The organism is Iamia sp. SCSIO 61187 (assembly GCF_019443745.1).
In the GTDB taxonomy this organism is placed as follows: Bacteria; Actinomycetota; Acidimicrobiia; order Acidimicrobiales; family Iamiaceae; genus Iamia.
In genome coordinates this window covers 5,092,304-5,108,516 of sequence record NZ_CP050948.1, presented here as the reverse complement: position 1 = coordinate 5,108,516, position 16,213 = coordinate 5,092,304, and the positions used below count along the sequence as shown (strand labels likewise).

Sequence of the window (16,213 nt, the reverse complement as noted above, 5' to 3'; positions counted from 1 at the left end):
CCGGTGACCGCGCCGAGCCGAGTCCAGGGGGACCGATGGCTGCCACCACCTCCGACACCGACGTGCTGCTGGCCGATCTGGCCGGCGTCGTCGGGGCCGACCACATCACCAGCGGCGATGCCATCGGCGAGGACGACACCCACGACGAGGCCCTCACCGCGACCTGGGTGACCCCGTCGGCGGTGGTGCGCCCGGGGACGACGGCCGAGGTCGTCGAGGTCCTGCGCCGCTGCGACGACGCCCGGGTGCCGGTGACGGCGCGGGGGTCGGGCACCGGGCTGTCGGGTGCCGCCATCCCCGTCGAGGGCGGCGTGGTCGTGGCCTTCGACCGGATGCGGGCGATCCTCGAGATCGACACCGAGAACCACATGGCCGTGGTCCAGCCCGGCATCACCCTGGCCGAGCTGGACGAGGCCCTGGCGCCCCACGGCCTGGTGTACCCGGTGTTCCCCGGCGAGAACAGCGCCAGCCTGGGCGGCAACGTCAACACCAACGCCGGGGGCATGCGGGCCGTGAAGTACGGCGTCACCCGCCACCACGTCCTCGGGCTGGAGGCCGTCCTCCCCTCGGGCGAGGTGATCCGCACCGGCGGGAAGGTCGTCAAGGCCACCTCCGGCTACGACCTGACCCAGCTGATCGTCGGCTCGGAGGGCACCCTCGCCCTGGTCACCGAGGTGACGCTCAAGCTCCACCCCCGGATGCCCCACTCGGCCACGGTGCTGGCGCCCTTCGCCACCCTCGACGAGGTCACCCGCGTCGTCCCCGAGGTCGTGCGCAGCGGCGTCGGGCCCATGATCCTCGAGTACATCGACCTGATGACGATGGCCGCGGCCACCGCCTTCGTCGGCCTCGACCTGGGCATCCCCCAGGACATCAAGGACACCGCCCTCGCCTACCTCGTGATCGTGGTGGAGGCGCGCACCGAGGAGCGGGTCGAGGAGGACACGGCGCTCGTCGCCGAGATGATGGGCGGGGCCGGTGCCCTGGACGTCTACGTGCTGCCCCCGTCGGCCGGCGCCGGGCTCATCGACGCCCGCGAGAAGGCGTTCTGGGTGGCCAAGGCCAACGGGGCCGACGACATCCTCGACGTGGTGGTCCCCCGGGCCAGCATCCCCGAGTACCTGAGCCGGGTGTCGGAGATCGCGTCGAGCAGCGGGTCGTGGATCGCCGGCTGCGGCCACGCCGGTGACGGCAACGTCCACCTGTCGATCTTCCAGGCCGACGCCGACGTGCGCCGCGAGACGCTCCGCCAGGTCTTCCAGGCCGGCATGGACGTCGGGGGCGCCATCTCGGGCGAGCACGGCATCGGCACCGAGAAGCAGCACCTGTTCCTCGAACTGGAGGATCCGGCCAAGATCGCCCTCATGCGGCGGATCAAGGCCGCCTTCGACCCCCACGGCACGCTGAACCCCGGAACGTTGCTCGACGTCGAGCCGGGCTGAGTGCCGGACCCCCACACCACCCAAGGAGGACTCCGGTGAACGGAGCCCAGGCCCTCATCCGCACGCTCGTGAGCTGCGGCGTCGACGTCTGCTTCACCAACCCGGGGACGTCGGAGATGCACTTCGTCGCCGCCCTCGACGACGTCCCCGAGATGCGCGGCATCCTCGGCCTGTTCGAGGGCGTGGTCACCGGCGCGGCCGACGGCTACGCCCGGGTCGCGGGCAAGCCCGCCGCCACCCTGCTCCACCTCGGACCGGGCCTGGCCAACGGCTGGGCCAACCTCCACAACGCCCGTCGGGCCCACACGCCGATCGTCAACATCGTCGGCGACCACGCCTTGCCCCACAAGCAGCTCGACGCTCCGCTGGAGAGCGACATCGAGGCCGTCGCCCGGGCCGTGTCGGGGTGGGTCCGCACCTCGACCGGCAGCGAGAGCGTGGCCGCCGACGCCGCCGACGCCGTCACCGCCAGCCGGGAGGGCCGGGGCCAGGTGGCCACCCTGATCCTCCCCGCCGACGTGTCCTGGTCCGAGGCCCGAGGGCCGGCCGAGCCCACCGCCCCCGCGGCCGCCGGCGCGCCCCTGCCCCACCGCATCGAGGCCGTCGCCGCCGCCCTCCGGGACGGCCAGCCCGCCGGGTTCCTCGTCGGCGGCCGGGTGGTCAGCGACGAGGCCGGGCTGGTGGCCGCGGCCCGGGCCGCAGCGGGCAGCGGCGCCAAGCTGCTGTGCGAGACGTTCCCGGCCCGGCTGGCCCGTGGCGCCGGCCTGCCACCGATCGACCGGCTGGGCTACTTGGCCGAGTTCGCCGAGATGCAGCTGGCCGGGCTCCGCCACCTGGTGGTGGTGGACACCAAGGAGCCGGTGTCGTTCTTCGCCTACCCCGGCAAGGCCAGCGTCCTGGTGCCCGACGGCTGCCAGGTCCACCACATCGACGAGGGCGGCGTCGACCCCGTGGCCGCCCTCGTCGCCCTGGCCGACGCCCTCGGCGCCCCCGCCGAGGTCGAGCGCCAGGCTGCCGTCCGCCCCGACGCCCCGACCGGCGAGCTCACCGCCCAGACCATGTCCGAGGCCCTGGGCCACCTGCTGCCCGAGGGCGCCATCGTCTCCGACGAGGGCAACACCGCCGGCCTGTTCGTGGCGGGGGCCACGGCCGGCTGCCCCCGCCACGACTGGCTGACCCTCACCGGGGGCTCGATCGGCCAGGGCATGCCCGTCGCCACCGGCGCGGCGGTGGCCGCCGGCGACCGCAAGGTGATCAACCTCCAGGCCGACGGCTCGGCGCTGTACACGATCCAGGCGTTGTGGACCCAGGCCCGCGAGGGCCTCGACGTCACCACGATCCTGCTCAACAACCAGAGCTACGCCATCTTGAACATGGAGCTCCAGCGGGTCGGCGCCACCGACCCGGGCCCGGCCGCCCTGTCGATGCTCGACCTCACCAACCCGACCACCGACTTCTGCGCCGTGGCCCAGGGCCTGGGCGTCCCCGCCGAGCGGGCCACCGACGCCGAGGGCTTCACCGCCGCCCTCGAGCGGGCCCTGGCCATCCCCGGCCCCGCCCTCGTCGAGGCCATGCTCCCGCCGACCCTGTAACCGACAGGCATCGGCGGTATCACCGGCGGTACCATCTCGGCATGGCCATGACCCTGCGCCTGACCGACGACGAGACCGCGGCCCTGCGCCGCCAGGCCGAGCGCGAGCAGCGATCCATGCAGGACTTCGCGCGCGAGGCGATCCGGGAGCACATCGCGCGACGATCCCGTGGCGACCTGATCGACGCCGCCATCGACGACACCCTCGAGCGGTACGCCGATGCCTTGGAGCGCTTGGGTCGGTGATCCACCTCACCATCGAGGAGGTCTTGCACATAGCGTCCCGGGTCCTGGGCGGGGAGGTGCCGGTGCGAGACCTCGGTCTCATCGAGTCTGCCGTCGCTCGGCCGCAGGCGACCGTGTTCGGTGAGGACGCCTACCCCAGCATCCACGAGAAGGCGGCCGCCCTCCTCCACTCGATCGTGCAGAACCACGCCTTGGTCGATGGCAACAAGCGGCTCGGCCTGGCCGCCACCAGCGTCTTCTACGCCGTCAACGGCCACCGAATGGTCGGGACGAACGACGAGGCCTACAACCTGGTGATCGCCGTCGCCCGGGGCGAGCTCCGCGAGATCGCCGACATTGCACCCCGCCTTGCAGCTCTCGTCGAGGACGTGCGCTGACGCGCCGACGCCCGCCTCTCGTGCGAGTCCTCGCTCGGCTCAGCGAACCTGCCTGGCGCCGGTCGGATCAATCCTCCAGGGCCTGGCCGGTCTCTTCGGCGATGCGGGCGAGGGCGGCGCGCAGGCGGGCGTTCTCGGCCTCGAGCTCGGCGATGCGGGCGTCGCGCTCGTCGTCGTCGGTCGCCTCGGGGACCTCGGGGACCGGCCCGGGCTCGGGCACCGCCCGGGGGCGCGCCCGCCGGGCCGGGGGGGCGGCGTCGGGCTCGGGGACGGCGCGGGGCCGGGGCCGGCGGCGGGTGGGCGCCGGTCGGCCCAGGGCGGCACGGGCCTGCTCGATGCCGCGGCTGAAGGTCTCGTCGTCACCGACCGGCTCGGCCACGGCCCCAGTCTCCCCCGTGACGGGGACTGCCGCCGCGGATGCCGTCAGATGCCCTGCTTGCGGGCCCGCAGGACGAGCGTCGGCGGCACCCAGGCCATGGCCTCGACCCACGCCCCTGCGGGGACCTGGTCGCGCTGCGCCGGCGGCTCGAGCAGGTGGTCGACCCGGAACCCGATGCGGGTGAGCGAGGTGAACAGGGTCGAGATGGTGCGGGGCGTGTCGGTGACCCGGTCGCCCCCCCGGTCGACGGTGTACGGCGTGGCGTCGTGGTAGGTCCGCCGGGGCACCGGCGGCGACCCCGTCGATCCCTCCAGGCTCTGGCGCCCGGCCACGAACATGGTGAACGCCGGGTGCGGAAGGGCGAAGACGATCGGGGCCTCGTGGCGGAGCACCCGGTGCACCTGGCGGAACACCCGGTCCAGGTCCGGCGCCTCGGCCAGGGCGTAGGCCGACCAGGCCAGGTCGATGCCGTCGCCGCGCACGAAGGCCAGCTCGGCCGGGCCGGCCTGCACCAGCTCGACCTTCACCCCGGCCCGGTCGGCGGCGTCGCGGGCCATGTCGAGCTGGTCGGCCGAGGGGTCGACGGCGATGACCTTGGCCCCGGCCCGGGCGAAGGCGACGGCGGCGTGGCCGGCCCCGCACCCGAGGTCGAGGACCCGCTTGCCCTCGAGGGAGCCGAGGAGGCGGAGCTCGGCCTCCGTGGGGAGGCCGGGGCCGTAGGTGGCCACGTCGGTGGGGAGCGTCTGGCCGTCGGGGCCGGCCGCGGTCGGGCGCGACCAGGCGCGGCCAGGGGGGGCGTCGGTCATGCTCCGAGTCTCGCCCGACCGACCCCGGCCGCCGCGGATGACCCCGACCCCGGAGCGGCGACCGCGCCGCCGGCGGTCCCGTCCGGTCGGCGTCGTCACCGGCGTCGCGGGCCCGGTGCCCTTCGGTAGCCTCGTCGGGTGCCCTTCCGCCCCGACGAGATGCGCGGGTCGGGATCGGGCGGTGGCCAGATCGACTACCGCCTGGCCCGCCGCCACCTGATCGCCGAGCACCGTCGCGGCCGCCTGGCCCGCACCGACATCTGCGACGCCCACCCCGAGCTGATGCGCGCCGCGCGCGAGGTCGGCGACGCCACCCAGGTCGACTGCCCGATCTGCGAGGAGGAGAAGCTCCACCTCGTCAGCTACGTGTTCGGGCCCCGCCTCCCGGCGTTCGGGCGGTGCATCACCAAGCGGTCCGAGCTGCAGGCCCTCGCCCGCCGGTCCGGGACCTTCACCTGCTACGTGGTGGAGGTCTGCCCCGGGTGCGGGTGGAACCACCTGGCCCGGACGTGGGTCCTCGGCCGGGGCGACGCCGCCCGCCGCGCCGCCCCCTGAGCCGCCCCGCGGACCGGCGCCGCGACGGGACTCCGCCGGAGGGACCCCGGTAGGCTCTCCCGCCGGCCGTGCCCGCCCCCTCGCGTCGGCGCGCCGCCCCTCCTCATGCTCCGCAACCGACCCATCCCGGCCCACAACCTGAAGACGACGCGCTCGGGCGAGGTCAGGCGGCGCAACATCTTCTGGCGGTGGCGCCGGCTGTTCTACCTGGCCACCCTGATGGCCATCGTCGCCGTCACCGGCGCCGGCTTCGTCGTGTCCCGGGTCGAGCTGCCCACCGAGCCGCCGGTCGAGGCCCAGACGACCTTCATCTGCACCTCCGAGGTGCTGCCCGGGCAGTGCGACGAGGACAACGCCGCCGCCACCCTCCACGGCGAGGAGGACCGGGTCAACGTGCGGCTCGAGCAGATGCCCGACGTGCTCATCGACGCCGTCGTGGCCGCCGAGGACAGGGACTTCTTCGAGCACGGCGGCGTGGACCCGCTCGGCATCGCCCGGGCCGCCTACACCGACATCATGGGCAACTCGGCGTCGCGCCAGGGCGGCTCGACCATCACCCAGCAGTACGTCAAGAACGTCTACCTGACCGACGAGCGGACCCTCACGCGGAAGATCCGCGAGGCCGTCATGGCGATCAAGCTGGAGCAGGAGATCTCCAAGGAGCAGATCCTCGAGAACTACCTGAACACCATCTACTTCGGCCGCGGCGCCTACGGCGTCCAGGCCGCCAGCCAGGTGTACTTCAACAAGGACGTGGGCGACCTCGTCCTGGCCGACGCCGCCCTGCTGGCCGGGCTCATCCGCTCCCCGCACCGGGCCGAGCCCTACACCGACCCGGAGGAGGCCAAGCGCCGCCGCCGCACCGTCCTCGACGCCATGCTCGAGGAGGACAAGATCACCCGGGACGAGCGCGACGAGGCCGACGCCGTCGAGATGAACCTCTTCGGCGGGGTGATCCCCTACGAGGCGTCCAACAGCGTCGAGGTCGACCCCCTCGTGTCGCAGGTGCAGGGCGACTACTTCATCGAGTACGTCCGGGCCCAGCTGGCCGAGCGCTACGGCGACGACACCGTCTTCGGCGGTGGTCTGCGGGTGTACACGACCCTCGACCGCACCATGCAGGGCCACGCCCTCACGGCGGTGACCGAGACGCTGAACCAGCCCGGCGACCCGGTGGGGTCGCTCGTGGCCATCGACGACGCCGGCCAGGTCCGGGCCATGGTCGGCGGCACCGACTTCGCCACCCAGAAGGTCAACCTCGCCGTCGGGACCGAGGGCGGCGGCAGCGGTCGCCAGGCGGGGTCGACGTTCAAGGCCTTCGCCCTGGCCGAGGCCATGCGGCAGGGCTACTCGGTCGAGTCGCTCATCCACTCGCCCTCGAGCGCGGTGTTCCCCGGTGCGAACGGCGGGGCCGATTGGCTGGTGGGCGGCGGCTGCTGCGGTGGCGTGACCACCCTGACCGAGGCCACCGCCCGCTCGGCCAACACGGCCTACGCCGAGATGATGATCGAGCTGGGACCCCAGGCGGTGATCGACATGGCCCACGACCTGGGCGTCACCGCCGAGTTCCCCGAACCCTTCCCGTCCCTCGTGCTGGGGGCCGGCGACGTCTCGGTGCTCGACATGGCCGCCTCCTACTCCACCTTCGCCAACCAGGGCACCCGCATCGACCCCCGGGTCATCACCCGGGTCGAGGACGCCCAGGGCAACGTCATCGAGGAGTTCGGCGCCCAGCGCACCCAGGTCCTCGACGTCGACCAGGCGTCCCGGGTCACCCACGCCCTCCAGCAGGTGATCGACCACGGCACCGGCGAGGACGCCGACTTCGGCCGACCCGCGGCGGGCAAGACCGGCACCACCCAGGACAACCGCGACGCCTGGTTCGTGGGCTACACGCCGACGCTCACGGCCGCCTTCTGGATGGGCTACCCGGAGGGCAACCGGCCCATGGAGCAGCTGCGCGGCGAGACCGTGTCCGGGAGCACGTTCCCGGCCCGGATCTGGCGGCGCTTCATGGAGCTGGCCACCGCCGACACCCCCGTCGCCGAGTTCCCCGAGCCCGCCGACCTCGAGTTCGGCTGGCCGTGGGACGTCGAGCTGCAGGAGTCCTACGTGCCCGCGTCGGGGTCCGGCTCGGGGTCGACCGGGGGCGGCACCGGCGGCACGGGTGGGGGCACGGGGACGGTGCCGAGCACCGAGCCCGAGGTCACCGACACGGCGCCGGCCGAGGTGGAGCCCACCGAGCCGGTCGTGCCGACCGACCCGGTCGTGCCCGAGGGCGCCGGGGGCGACGGCGACCTGGCCGCGCCCGACGGCTAGGAGGCGGCGCCGGCCGGCTCGTGCGGGTAGTTGGCCCGGCAGGCCGCGCACCAGCGCTCGACCTCGTCGACCCGGGTGACCGAGCCGTCGGTGTCCCACGCCTCCGGGGTGACGTAGAGGCGGTGGAGGGCGAGCAGGTCGTCGCAGTCGACCTCGCCGCAGGAGTCGCAGGAGCCACGTTCCATCGGACCCGACGCTAACGGGGTTCGACGGTCCGGTCGGGAACACGGCGGCACGGGTGGCGTGTTGTCCCGGGTGGTCGATACGCTCTCGACCGACCGCTGGCAGCCACCAGGCGCTGGACGGAACCGAGGAGACGCCCCATGGCCCCCACCACCGGTGACGGCACTCGCCGTCGTCCTGTGACCGCCCCCGCGATCCGTTCCCGGAAGGTGCGCGACGGCGCCGACCCGCTCGTCATGGTCACCGCCTACGACGCCCCCGGCGCTCGCATCGCCGACGCCGGCGGCGTCGACATGATCCTGGTCGGCGACAGCCTGGCCATGGTCGTGCTCGGCTACGACGACACCCTCCAGGTCACCATCGACGACATGGCCCACCACACCGCGGCCGTGGCCCGGGCCAAGCCGTCGGCCCTGGTCGTGGGCGACCTGCCGTGGATGAGCTACCACGTCGACCGGGCCGACACGGTGCGCAACGCGGCCCAGCTGATCAAGGCCGGCGCCGGCGCGGTCAAGCTCGAGGGCGGCCGCAAGCGGCTGCCCATGGTCGAGGCCCTGGTCGACGCCGAGATCCCGGTGATGGGCCACATCGGCCTCACCCCGCAGTCGGTGCACGCCATGGGCGGGTTCAAGGTCCAGGGCCGCACCAGCGAGGCCGCGACCCAGCTGGTCGGGGCGGCCAAGGCCCTCGCCCACGCCGGCGCCTTCGCCGTGGTGCTCGAGGGCATCCCCGACGAGGTCGGCCGGATGGTCACCGACGCCATCGATGTCCCCACCATCGGCATCGGCGCCGGCCCGCACTGCGACGGCCAGGTCCTCGTGTACCACGACGTCCTCGGCATCGAGGAGCGCATGGCGCCCAAGTTCGTGCGCCGCTACGCCGACGTCGGCGCCGACTCCGCCGCCGCCATCGGCCGCTTCGCCGACGACGTCCGCACCGGCGCCTTCCCCGGCCCGGACGAGAGCTACCACCTCTCCGCCGCGGTGGCCGAGACCCTGGGCCTCTACGGCGCCGACGGCTGAGCCCAGGACGCAGACCTGGACGTCTGGCGAACGGCTCGGCCGGCGGGTCGGTCCCGTTCTGTCGCGGCCAGCGCTCACCCACGACGCCTGAGCGCGACAGAACCGGTCGGCCGGCGGGTCGGCGCCGTTCTGTCGCGGCAGGCGCTCACCGATGACGCCTGAGCGCGACAGAACCGGTCGACCGAGGGCCGCCTCGGGGCCGGGCCGGGCATGATGGGCCGGTGATCCACCGGCGGCGGCGACGGAGGGGCGGGCTGCTGGCCGTGCTCGTCGTGTCCATCCTGCTCGGAGCGTGCGGCGGCGACGGGTCCGCCGCCGACGACACGCCGTCGACGACGACCGAGCGGGACGACTCCGGCACCACCCCGCTGTCGACCTCGGGCCCCGCCCCCGCCGACGCGACGCTCCCGCCGGTCGAGGGGCCCTTCGCCGAGGGCCGCACCCAGATCCCCGGGTTCGGGGAGGTCGAGGTCCGCATCGTCGACGGTCCCGACGGCGAGCCCGTCGTGCTGTGCGTGCTGGTGGCCGACACCCCGGCCCAGCGCCAGCGCGGCCTGATGGAGGTCACCGACCTCGGCGGCTACGACGGGATGCTCTTCCGGTTCGACGACGAGGCCGAGGGCGGGTTCTGGATGGAGGACACCCTCCTCCCGCTGTCGATCGCCTACCTCGACGCCGACGGCGCCGTGGTCAGCACCGCCGACATGGACCCCTGCCCGCCGGCCGAGGACGCCTGCCCGTCCTACCCGGCCGAGGGGCCCTACCGGATGGCCCTCGAGGTCGAGCAGGGCGGCCTCGCCCCCCTGGGCCTCGCCGAGGGCTCCGACGCCCGCCTCGAGGTGGGCGGCGCCTGCTCGCCGCGGACGGCCGCGGACTGACCCCACCCGACCCCGGCGCCGCCTCCCGCCGCTCCACTGTCGCACCCCTCGCGCATGATGGGCCCATGGACAGGATCGGACCGCCCCAGGCGGAGGACGGCGCCCCCGGCGGGACGCACCGGCGGAGGCGGACTTCGCGTCGCGGCCCGGCGGCCCCTAGCATCGCGCGGTTCCAAACGAACCCTGCGCCGGACCGACCGGCGCCCCGGTCGCCCGGGTCCAGAGGGAGGTGCTGACTCGCCATGCGAGCGTACGAGCTGATGGTCATCTTCGACGGTGACCTCGATGAATCCACGGTGCAGCAAGGGATCAACCGGATCCACGCGCAGATCACCGAAGCCGGCGGCGAGACCGCCACGACCGACAAGTGGGGGACTCGGCGCTTCGCGTACGAGATCGACCACAAGAGCACGGGCTTCTACGTGGTGCTCGAGATCCTGGCCGAGCCCGGCGCGCTCGACCGCCTCGAGAACACACTGCGGCTCGCGGACGACGTCGTCCGCCACAAGCTCATCCGCCTGCCCGACGGTGAGGCCGCCCGACGCGGCCTCATGGGCGAGCAGGCCGCCCCGGCTGCGGCCGAGGCCTAGAGGCCGGAGGAACGACCGATGGCAAACGACAACAGCGTGACCCTCACGGGCAACATCACCCGTGACCCCGAGCTGCGGTTCACCCCGAGCGGGCAGGCGGTGGCCACCTTCGGCCTCGCCGTCAACCGCCGCTGGCAGAACCGCCAGACCAACGAGTGGGAGGAGCAGGTCTCCTTCTTCGACGTCAAGTGCTGGGCCCAGATGGCCGAGAACGTGTCCGAGTCGCTCGGGCGCGGCACCCGCGTCGTCGTGAGCGGTCGCCTCGAGCAGCGCTCGTGGGAGACCGACAACGGCGACAAGCGCTCCAAGGTCGAGGTGGTGGCCGACGAGATCGCCCCCAGCCTGCGCTGGGCCACGGCCCAGGTCACCAAGAACGAGCGCAGCAGCGACGGCGGCGGTGGCGGCAGCTACGGCGGCGGTGGCGGCGGCGGCAACCGCGGCGGTGGTGGCGGCGGCTACCGCGACGAGAGCAGTGGCGCCGGTGGCGGCAACCGGGGCAGCAGCTCCGGCGGTGGCGGCGGAAACGACATGGATGAGGAGCCGTTCTGATGGCACAGCAGAAGCCCAAGCGGGGCAGCAAGAACAAGGACACCGGCCGGCGCGGCAAGAAGAAGATCAGCGTCCTGTCGCAGGAGAAGGTCGACTACGTCGACTACAAGGACGTGAACCTCCTCAAGCGGTTCATGTCCGACCGGGCCAAGATCCGGGCCCGCCGGGTCACGGGCAACAGCGCCCAGCAGCAGCGCGAGGTCGCCATGGCGATCAAGAACGCTCGCGAGATGGCCCTGCTGCCGTACACCAACCGCATCACCCAGCAGCGGGGTGGCGGGGGCCGCGACCGCGGCGAGCGGGGCGAGCGGGGCCTGCGTCCCGACGGTCCCATGCCGCGCCCGACCGCGCCGCCGCCCAGCGGGCGCGACGGTGAGGGCGAGCTCGACGTGACGACCGACGAGACGACGACCGAGGAGGTCGAGGCCTGATGCGCGTCGTGCTCCACGCCGACGTCGAGGGCGTCGGCACCAAGGGCGAGGTGGTGGAGGTGGCCGACGGCCACGCCCGCAACCTGCTGCTCCCGTCGGGTCAGGCCGTCAAGGCCACCGAGGGCTCCGAGGCCCAGGCCGAGGGCATGCGCCGTCGGCGGGCCATCAAGGACGCGTCCGACCGGGCGTCGGCCGAGGAGGTCGCCAAGGTCCTCGTGCCCACCACCGTCACGGTGACGGCCAAGGCGGGCACCGAGGGACGCCTCTTCGGCTCCGTCGGCACCGCCGAGGTGGCCGAGGCCATCGAGGAGCAGACCGGCATCGTCATCGACCGCCGGCGCCTGATCCTGGACGAGCCCATCAAGGAGACCGGCGAGCACCAGCTCACCGCCCGGCTCCACCCCGCCGTGCAGTTCCCCGTCCGCATCGAGGTCGTGGGGGCCTGATGTCCCGGTCCGGCATCGCCCGGACCGCGCATCGCATCGCACCAGACGCTGGGGGCCGACCCGTCGCGGGTCGGTCCCCGGCGCGCCCGGCGCCACCTCGTCGTCGCCCGCCGTCCACAGTCCGTCCACCTCGTCCACACCGCGCTCCACAGGGAGCGACCTCTTGTTTCCACAGACCCGATCGGTGGATGGTGGAGCGACGCCGGGAGTGCGGCGGGGAGGCAGCGGACCGGCAGGGTGGCCGGGCTCTCCCGTGGCGCGCCCAGCCCACCGCCCTGATCCCCCGCGCCCGCCCCGGCGGGCGGCCCTCGACCCCTGAGCTGCTCCTGCGATGACCGACGCTCCCCCCTTCGACGACGCCCCCCCGTTCGACGACGAACCGCCATCGGACCTGGGATCGGCGGTGCGACGCGCCGCCAGCGGCGGCGGCCGGGGCTCCGGGGCGCGGGTGCCCCCGCACAACCTCGACGCCGAGCGGGCCCTCCTCGGTGCGCTGCTGCTGTCGCGCGACGCCGTGGCCGCGGCGGCCGAGGTCGTGCCCGGGGCCGACGTCTTCTACCGGCCGGCCCACGCCCACATCTACGAGGCCATCACCGTCCTCACCGCCAAGGGCGAGGTCGCCGACCCCATCACCGTCGCCGACGAGCTGCGCCGGCGCGACCTGCTCGACGCCGCCGGCGGCACCGCCGCCCTCGTCGACCTGCAGGCCGACGCCCCCGGCACCGCCAACGCCGCCCACTACGCCCGCATCGTCAAGGACCACTCGCTGCTGCGCCGGCTGATCGGGGCCGCTGGCTCCATCTCCGAGCGGGCCTACGGGGTGCCCGAGGACGTGCGCAAGGTCGTCGACGAGGCCGAGTCGCTGGTGTTCGACATCGCCCGCCACGAGGGCGAGGGCAGCACCGCCCAGCTCACCGACCTCCTCGGCGCCACCATGGACCGCATCGAGGAGCTCCACGACCGGGGCTCGGAGATCACCGGCACACCCACCGGGTTCCACGACCTGGACGAGATCACCGCCGGGCTCCAGCCCGGGGCCCTCGTCGTGCTGGGCGCCCGCCCGGCCATGGGCAAGACCGCCCTGGCCCTCGGGATGGCGACCCACGCGGCCATGAAGGACAACCCGGTCCTGGTCTTCTCGCTGGAGATGAGCAAGCTCGAGCTGGTCCAGCGGATCCTGTGCTCCGAGGCGCGGGTGGACTCCAAGAAGATCCGCAACGGCCGCCTCCAGGAGTCCGACTGGAACGGCATCGCCCGGGCCATGGGACGGCTGGGGACGGCGCCGATCTGGATCGACGACAACCCCAACGTCTCGATCATGGAGATCCGCTCGAAGGCCCGGCGCCTGCGGAGCGAGGTCGGCAGCCTGGGGATGGTGGTGGTCGACTACATCCAGCTGATGACCGGCCGCACCTCGGCCGAGAGCCGCCAGGTCGAGGTGGCCGAGATCAGCCGTGGCCTCAAGCTGCTCGCCCGCGAGCTCGAGTGCCCGGTCGTCGCCCTGGCCCAGCTCAACCGGGGCCTGGAGCAGCGGGCCGACAAGCGCCCCATGCTCTCGGACCTACGCGAGTCCGGCTCGCTCGAGCAGGACGCCGACATCGTCATGTTCCTCTACCGCGACGAGGTCTACGAGCCGACCCAGGAGAACCAGGGCATGGCCGAGCTGGCCATCGCCAAGCAGCGCAACGGGCCCACCGGCAAGGTGATGCTGAGCTTCCTCGGCCACCACACCCGCTTCGAGTCGATGCCCAAGGACACCTGACCCCTCGGCCGGCCATCGGCGCAGGGCGACGGCGGCTGGGCCAGGATGGCCGGGTGACCGACACGGCGCCCCGTCTCCTGGGCGAGGAGTACGCCCGGGGACGGGCCCGTCTGACCGCCCTCCTCGCCTCCGTGTCCGAGGAGGAGTGGGACCGGCCCGTCCCGGCCTGCCCGGGATGGACCGTGCGGGGCGTGGTGGCGCACCTCGTCGGCACCGTGGAGGACGCCCTGGCCGGGCGGATCACCGGACCCCCGTCGGAGGAGCTCACCGCCGAGCAGGTGGCCCGGGCGGCCACCGCTGCCGGGAACGACCTCCTGGCCCGCTGGGACGAGCTGGCGCCGGCGTTCGAGGAGGTGGTCACCGCCGGGGAGATCTGGCCCGCCGTCCTCGACGTGGTGTCCCACGAGCACGACGTCCGCCATGCCCTCGACCGCCCCGGGGGCCGGGACGAGCCGATCGTGGGCGCCGCCGCCGAGGCCCTCGTCGGGGTGCTCGCCGCGCCGTGGACGCTCGAGGTGGTGCTGCCGGGCGGGGCGGCGCTGCGGTCCGAGCCGGCGCCGGGTCCGACGTACCGGGTGCGGACCACCGCCTTCGAGGTGCTGAGACTGCGCCTGGGCCGGCGCTCCCGGGCCGAGGTCCGCCACCTCGCCTGGGACCCCATCCCCCCGCCCGACCTGACACCGCTGTTCGTCTTCGGACCGCGCGCCACGCCGCTCCGCGAGGTCTGAGCGTGGATCGAGGCTGAGCGGGGGCGGGCGGTGCCGAGCCGGGCTCAGTCGCCGACGAACCCGAGCGGGAGCGGGGGCAGGCCGGTGGGGGGTGGCGCCGGGTCCAGCTCGAAGATGCGGATCGTCCGGCGCCCGGTGCCGAACACGGCGACCTCGTGGAGGCCGGGCGGGTCGGCGGCGAGGATGAGGGCGTCGTAGAGCGGGGCCCGGCGGGCCCGGATCGTCCGGGCGTCGGCGACGAGGTAGCGGACCGAGCGGGCTCGGGCGAAGGCGATCACGGCGGGGAGGTCGGCGGCCGGCAGGGCGACCACCGGGCGCTGGCTGTAGTGCTGGAGGTGGAACGACCGGGTCATCAGCCGGGCGTCGGGGTCGGTGTAGGTGCGGAACCACTCGCCGACGGTCGCGTAGGTGGTGGTCTCCCCCCGGGTGGTGCCGGGCAGGTGCGTCCAGGACTCGGCCGTCGTCGCGGCCCCGGACCAGAGGAGCACGGCGGCGGCGAGGGCCCACGGCCACCGCCCGGGCAACCGCCGCCACCACGACACGATGCCCCCGGCGGCCAGCGCGGCGAGGACCGCGGTGGTCAGGACGAGGTAGCGGGGCTGGGCGAAGAACACGGTGCAGGTGACGAGGGGCAGGGCGCCCACGGCCGCGGCCAGCACCACCGCCGGACGTCGCCGGGCGCGCACCGCGGCCCACGTCGCCGCCGCGAGCAGGGGGAGGGGGATGAGGGCGACCCGTTCGTCCGAGGCCGGGACCAGGTAGAGCCGGGCGATGGTCCGCACGTTCACGCCGACGATCCCGGCCCACGCCCGTGGGTGCTCCCGGGCGAGGGCGGTGAGGGGTCTGGTGTCGTCGGCCAGGCCCGTCCCGGTCTCGTCGATGGCGTAGAGGATCTGGTCGCGCGCGGCCCGGTCGTCCTCGGCGACCGCCCGCCAGGCCTCGATGGACACGTCCTGGCTCTTGGCCGTGAGCGCCCACGACCCCGTGTGCCCGTGCAGGTAGACGAGGTACGGGCCGACCAGCAGCGCCAGCCCGAGGCCGAAGACGACGGCGGCCGACGGGTCGAGGCCGCGGCGACTGCGGCGGAGCCCGTCGACGACGAGCGCGGCCCCGATGGTGAGGGCGGGCAGCAGGGCCTCGGGACGGGCCAGGTAGGCCAGCCCGGCCAGGGCCCCCGCCCCCGCCAGCGCCCCCAGGCGGGGCCGCCCACCTCCGGCCGAGGGTCGGGGGCCGAGGGCCACGACCAGGGCGGCGAGGAGGAGGGCGGCGGTGATGGCCTCGGACCCCGACCCCCGGCGCACCAGCATCGGGGCCAGGCCGGCGACGGTGCCACCGATCCAGGCGGCGACGACGGTTGCATCGTCGTCGTCCCACAGCCGGCGGGCCAGGGCGACGACGGCCGCGGCGAGGGCCAGCCCGGAGGCCAGCTCCCACACCCGAACCGCGCCCATCTCGGTCCCCAGGACCCGGGTGAGGACGCCGAGCGCGGCCGGCACCAGCGGCGGGAAGTGCAGCTCGGGTCCGCCGGAGCGGGTGAAGCCGTCCCCCGCCACCAGGTTCCGGCCCGACTCGAGGTAGACGAGCGTGTCGACGGCGGGGATCACGTCGCCGGCCACGACCAGGCCCTGCAGGACCACGGCCCCGACCGCAGGGGGGACGAGCCGGCGCCGCAGCGATCGGCCCGAGCGCGACCGATCCCGGGGGTCGAGGAGCCCGGCGCGGGGGCCGTGGGAGGCGTCGGTCGTGGCGGTCATGGGTCGGTCCGGGCCGTGACGCCCGTGCTGGCGGCACGGTACGAAGCCCGAGGCCGGCGCGTCCCGGGGCGCGCCCAGATGTCGCCGACCGTTCCCACGCCGTTCACACCGACGGGTGAGAGCCGTCAGACGAGGCGCTCGCACGGATCGTCGGC

At 74.3% G+C, this 16,213-nt stretch carries 17 protein-coding genes and 1 pseudogene; 14 read left to right on the top strand and 4 right to left on the bottom strand.

The features are described 5' to 3' along the window. The first annotated feature begins 35 nt into the window (after positions 1-35). Genes HC251_RS24605 through HC251_RS24590 form a run of 4 tightly spaced genes read left to right on the top strand, consistent with a single transcriptional unit; the run spans position 36 to position 3,656 of the window. The gene (locus tag HC251_RS24605) at positions 36-1,442 is read left to right on the top strand and encodes an FAD-binding oxidoreductase (protein ID WP_219943255.1); all 1,407 of its coding nucleotides are present in this window, start codon (positions 36-38) and stop codon (positions 1,440-1,442) included. Between the two features lie 35 nt (positions 1,443-1,477). Beyond that, the gene (locus HC251_RS24600; protein WP_255566545.1) at positions 1,478-3,034 is read left to right on the top strand and encodes an acetolactate synthase large subunit; all 1,557 of its coding nucleotides are present in this window, start codon (positions 1,478-1,480) and stop codon (positions 3,032-3,034) included. A 47-nt stretch (positions 3,035-3,081) separates the two neighbouring features. Further along, the gene (locus HC251_RS24595) at positions 3,082-3,279 is read left to right on the top strand and encodes a ribbon-helix-helix protein, CopG family (protein ID WP_219943254.1); all 198 of its coding nucleotides are present in this window, start codon (positions 3,082-3,084) and stop codon (positions 3,277-3,279) included. Beyond that, the gene (locus HC251_RS24590; protein ID WP_219943253.1) at positions 3,276-3,656 is read left to right on the top strand and encodes a type II toxin-antitoxin system death-on-curing family toxin; all 381 of its coding nucleotides are present in this window, start codon (positions 3,276-3,278) and stop codon (positions 3,654-3,656) included. The genes HC251_RS24595 and HC251_RS24590 overlap by 4 nt, the downstream gene beginning before the upstream one ends. A 67-nt stretch (positions 3,657-3,723) precedes the next feature. On the opposite strand, the gene HC251_RS24585 is transcribed toward HC251_RS24590, so the two are convergent. Further along, the gene (locus HC251_RS24585; RefSeq protein WP_219943252.1) at positions 3,724-4,035 is read right to left on the bottom strand and encodes a hypothetical protein; all 312 of its coding nucleotides are present in this window, start codon (positions 4,033-4,035) and stop codon (positions 3,724-3,726) included. Positions 4,036-4,079: 44 nt separating this feature from the next. Next, the gene (locus HC251_RS24580; protein ID WP_219943251.1) at positions 4,080-4,841 is read right to left on the bottom strand and encodes a class I SAM-dependent methyltransferase; all 762 of its coding nucleotides are present in this window, start codon (positions 4,839-4,841) and stop codon (positions 4,080-4,082) included. A gap of 138 nt (positions 4,842-4,979) precedes the next feature. On the opposite strand from HC251_RS24580, the gene HC251_RS24575 reads away from it, so the two are divergent. Together HC251_RS24575 and HC251_RS24570 are read left to right on the top strand one after the other, a co-directional pair. Then, the gene (locus tag HC251_RS24575; RefSeq protein ID WP_219943250.1) at positions 4,980-5,396 is read left to right on the top strand and encodes a DUF5318 family protein; all 417 of its coding nucleotides are present in this window, start codon (positions 4,980-4,982) and stop codon (positions 5,394-5,396) included. 105 nt (positions 5,397-5,501) lie between these two features. Next, entirely contained in the window at positions 5,502-7,715 is a 2,214-nt protein-coding gene (locus HC251_RS24570) for a transglycosylase domain-containing protein (protein ID WP_219943249.1), read from the top strand. On the opposite strand, the gene HC251_RS24565 is transcribed toward HC251_RS24570, so the two are convergent. Further along, complete coding sequence (locus HC251_RS24565; RefSeq protein ID WP_219943248.1) at positions 7,712-7,900, bottom strand: hypothetical protein; 189 nt, start codon at positions 7,898-7,900, stop codon at positions 7,712-7,714. The genes HC251_RS24570 and HC251_RS24565 overlap by 4 nt on opposite strands. 138 nt (positions 7,901-8,038) lie before the next feature. On the opposite strand from HC251_RS24565, the gene panB reads away from it, so the two are divergent. From panB to HC251_RS24525, 8 genes and pseudogenes are all read left to right on the top strand, one after another. After that, complete coding sequence (panB, locus tag HC251_RS24560) at positions 8,039-8,920, top strand: 3-methyl-2-oxobutanoate hydroxymethyltransferase (protein WP_219943247.1); 882 nt, start codon at positions 8,039-8,041, stop codon at positions 8,918-8,920. A 221-nt stretch (positions 8,921-9,141) separates the two neighbouring features. Continuing rightward, positions 9,142-9,798 (top strand): DUF192 domain-containing protein, encoded by a 657-nt coding sequence (locus tag HC251_RS24555; protein ID WP_219943246.1) that lies wholly within the window; start codon positions 9,142-9,144, stop codon positions 9,796-9,798. A 242-nt stretch (positions 9,799-10,040) separates the two neighbouring features. After that, entirely contained in the window at positions 10,041-10,388 is a 348-nt protein-coding gene (gene rpsF, locus HC251_RS24550) for a 30S ribosomal protein S6 (protein ID WP_219943245.1), read from the top strand. 18 nt (positions 10,389-10,406) lie between these two features. Beyond that, entirely contained in the window at positions 10,407-10,937 is a 531-nt protein-coding gene (gene ssb / locus HC251_RS24545; RefSeq protein WP_219943244.1) for a single-stranded DNA-binding protein, read from the top strand. Continuing rightward, positions 10,937-11,191, top strand: a pseudogene (gene rpsR, locus HC251_RS26125) (30S ribosomal protein S18); the annotation flags it as partial. The gene ssb and the pseudogene rpsR, both read left to right, overlap by 1 nt. A gap of 176 nt (positions 11,192-11,367) precedes the next feature. Further along, positions 11,368-11,814, top strand: coding sequence for a 50S ribosomal protein L9 (gene rplI, locus HC251_RS24535; RefSeq protein ID WP_219943242.1), 447 nt, complete (start codon positions 11,368-11,370; stop codon positions 11,812-11,814). 331 nt (positions 11,815-12,145) lie between these two features. Further along, entirely contained in the window at positions 12,146-13,576 is a 1,431-nt protein-coding gene (gene dnaB / locus HC251_RS24530) for a replicative DNA helicase (protein WP_219943241.1), read from the top strand. A gap of 53 nt (positions 13,577-13,629) precedes the next feature. Then, positions 13,630-14,304, top strand: a complete 675-nt coding sequence (locus HC251_RS24525; protein ID WP_219943240.1) for a maleylpyruvate isomerase N-terminal domain-containing protein — start codon at positions 13,630-13,632, stop codon at positions 14,302-14,304. A 44-nt stretch (positions 14,305-14,348) separates the two neighbouring features. Here the strand turns inward: HC251_RS24525 and HC251_RS24520 are convergent, their stop codons facing one another. Further along, positions 14,349-16,058 carry a glycosyltransferase family 39 protein gene (locus HC251_RS24520; protein WP_219943239.1) on the bottom strand — a complete coding sequence of 570 codons (1,710 nt, stop codon included), beginning with the start codon at positions 16,056-16,058 and terminating at the stop codon, positions 14,349-14,351. Positions 16,059-16,213: the final 155 nt, after the last annotated feature.

Coding starts and splice junctions, on each gene's coding strand:
- HC251_RS24605 (WP_219943255.1), top strand. CDS start 36: ATGGCTGCCACCACCTCCGACACCGACGTGCTGCTGGCCGATCTGGCC.
- HC251_RS24595 (WP_219943254.1), top strand. CDS start 3,082: ATGACCCTGCGCCTGACCGACGACGAGACCGCGGCCCTGCGCCGCCAG.
- HC251_RS24580 (WP_219943251.1), bottom strand. CDS start 4,841: ATGACCGACGCCCCCCCTGGCCGCGCCTGGTCGCGCCCGACCGCGGCC.
- HC251_RS24570 (WP_219943249.1), top strand. CDS start 5,502: ATGCTCCGCAACCGACCCATCCCGGCCCACAACCTGAAGACGACGCGC.
- HC251_RS24565 (WP_219943248.1), bottom strand. CDS start 7,900: ATGGAACGTGGCTCCTGCGACTCCTGCGGCGAGGTCGACTGCGACGAC.
- panB (WP_219943247.1), top strand. CDS start 8,039: ATGGCCCCCACCACCGGTGACGGCACTCGCCGTCGTCCTGTGACCGCC.
- rpsF (WP_219943245.1), top strand. CDS start 10,041: ATGCGAGCGTACGAGCTGATGGTCATCTTCGACGGTGACCTCGATGAA.
- ssb (WP_219943244.1), top strand. CDS start 10,407: ATGGCAAACGACAACAGCGTGACCCTCACGGGCAACATCACCCGTGAC.
- rplI (WP_219943242.1), top strand. CDS start 11,368: ATGCGCGTCGTGCTCCACGCCGACGTCGAGGGCGTCGGCACCAAGGGC.
- dnaB (WP_219943241.1), top strand. CDS start 12,146: ATGACCGACGCTCCCCCCTTCGACGACGCCCCCCCGTTCGACGACGAA.
- HC251_RS24520 (WP_219943239.1), bottom strand. CDS start 16,058: ATGACCGCCACGACCGACGCCTCCCACGGCCCCCGCGCCGGGCTCCTC.